Consider the following 2478-nt stretch of genomic DNA (forward strand, 5'->3'; position numbering starts at 1 on the left):
GGCTGCGACCGGCGGTCGCGGGGCTGCGCGGGCTGCTGGCGCTGCGCGCGGGCCGGCAGGACGACGCGCTGCGCGAGCTGGACGTCGCGATCGCGGCGTCCGACGAGGCCGACCCCATCGACGCGTGCCGCTCGCTGCTCAACCGCGGCGTCCTGCACATGGACCGGCGGGAGCTGCAGGCTGCGCGCGCGGACCTGGCCGACTGCGCCCGGCGTTCGCGCCAGGCGGGCTTCGTCCGGCTCGTGTTCAAGGCCGAGCACAACCTGGGGTACCTCAGCTTCGTCGCCGGCCGCATGCCGGAGGCGCTCGCCGTCATGGAGGCAGCGGCCGCCATCCTGCCGGGGCCCCCGCGACCGACCGCGATCCAGGACCGGGCCCGGGTGCTGCTCGAGGCGGGGCTCGTCGGGGTCGCCGACAGCACGCTCGCGGAGGCCGCCGCGCTGTTCGCCGAGCAGCACCTGCCCCACGACGTCGCGGAGTGCGAGCTGGGCCGGGCCGAGTGCGCGATGCTGCGCGGCGACCTCGCCGCGGCCCGCGAGCTGGCGTCGTCCGCGGAGCGGAAGTTCCGGCGCCGGGGCGACGACGCGTGGGTGATCCGGTCGACCCTGCTGGCGCTGCAGGCCGACGCCGAGGTGTGCGCCGCGGCGCCCGACGGCGCTCGGGTGCGCGCCCGGTGGGCGTCGCTCGCGCGCAGCGCCGGGAGGCTCGAGCAGATGTGCGTGAGCACGGGCCGCACCATCTGGGCGACGGCCGCGGCCTACGTGCGGATCGAGTCCGAGCTCGCACGCGGCTCGCTCAAGGACCCGGCCGCGGTGCTCGAGTCCCTCGGGCCGGTCCGGAACAGCGACCCGATCGCCGTCCGGCTGCACGGGCGGCGGATCCGGGCGATGCTCGCGCTCGAGGCGGGTGAGCGCGAGCGCGCCGGCCGCTACGTCCGTGCAGGTCAGCGCGACCTCGGCCTGCACCGCTCCCGGTTCGGCTCGCTCGACCTGCGCACGGCGGGGGCAGTGCACGGCACCGGCCTGGCGGATCTCGACGTCTCGCTCGCGCTCGCGACCGGCCGGGCGTCGGCCGTCCTCGACGCCGCGGAGCGCGTCCGCTCCGTGATCGGCGGGACGCCCAGGGTCAACCCGCCTGGCGACCCGGTGTCGGCCGCGCTGCTCGAGGAGCTGCGCGAGCTCATCGACCAGAACCGCACCACCCGGCTGCGGGTCGGAGGCGATCCCCGGCTGATCCGGGTCGAGCGCGAGGCGCAACGGCTCAAGCACGAGATCCTCGCGCGGTCCTGGCACGAGCGCGGGCGCGCCGGCGGCGACCGCGCCGGCCGCTCGGTCGAGGTGCGTCGGCTGCTGAGGGACCGGCCGGGTGCCGTCGTCCTCGACGTGCTCGAGCACCGCGGCGAGCTGCTCGCCGTGGAGGTCGGGGAGGACCGGACCGCGCTGCACCGCCTGGGCGAGACGGCGAGCGTCGCGGAGCTGGTCCGCCGCGTCCACGCCGACCTGGAGGTGACGGCCAACCCGCTCGTGCCCGCCGACCTGCGCGAGGTCGCGCTGAACTCGCTGCGGCACGGGATGTCCGCGCTGGAGTCCCGGCTGAAGCCTGCGCTGGGTGCTTCTGGCGAGCTGGTCGTCGTCGCGACCGGGTGGCTGGGCGTCCTGCCGTGGTCGATGCTCTCGTCGCGCGTGGGGCTGCCGACCGTCGTCGCGCCGTCGGTCCACCACTGGATGACCTACGCGGGCACGGCCCGCGGCGTCCCGATGCGCGTCAGCGCGGCGGCCGGCCCCGGGCTGCGCCACGCCGAGGCGGAGGCCGAGGAGATCGGCCGGCTGTGGCCGGGTGGCGAGGTCGTGGTGGGGGAGGAGGCGACGGTGTCCCGGATGATCGCGCTGCTGGGCGCGCCCGGCATCGTCCATCTCGCCGCGCACGGGCGCCACGAGCCCGACAACCCGCTGTTCTCGTCGGTGCGCATGGCCGACGGCCCGCTGTTCGCGCACGAGCTGGACTCCGGCGGCGCGTCCCCGGACCTGGTGCTCCTGTCCAGCTGCGAGGTCGGCCGGTCGAGCATCCGGGCGGGGGGCGAGGCGTTGGGCCTGGCCAGCGTGCTGCTGCGCACGGGTGTCGGCTGCGTCGTCGCCGCGGTGGCGCCGCTCCCCGACGCCACGGCGCTCAAGGTGATGACCCGGACCCACGCGCTGCTGCGCACCGGGGTCCCGGTGGCGCAGGCCGTCGCGACGGCCACGGCCGAGGACGCGGCCGAGACCGGCGTGGTGGCCCCGCTGGTCTGCTTCGGCGCCCCGCTCTGACGGCGATCCCCGGGACGCGTGTGCGTTCTCGCCCGGTCGACAGGATCAGCCGTGCCCGTGGTGCCCGGAGCTCATGCCGGGCATGCCGGGCATCCCCGGGGCCGCGGCGCCCGCGTCCGTCGAGGCGAGCCCCGGCACGGTGATCGCGGCCGCGACGAGCGAGCCGACCGCGAGG

At 77.1% G+C, this 2478-nt stretch carries 1 protein-coding gene; it reads left to right on the top strand.

Annotation, left to right across the window (positions count from 1 at the left end):
* The coding region (locus AC1DT4_RS20215) for a CHAT domain-containing protein (protein ID WP_477091546.1) at positions 1-2303 on the top strand (2303 nt) is incomplete at its 5' end.
* Positions 2304-2478 lie beyond the last annotated feature (175 nt).

It is taken from the genome of Cellulomonas sp. P4_D11 (assembly GCF_056401915.1).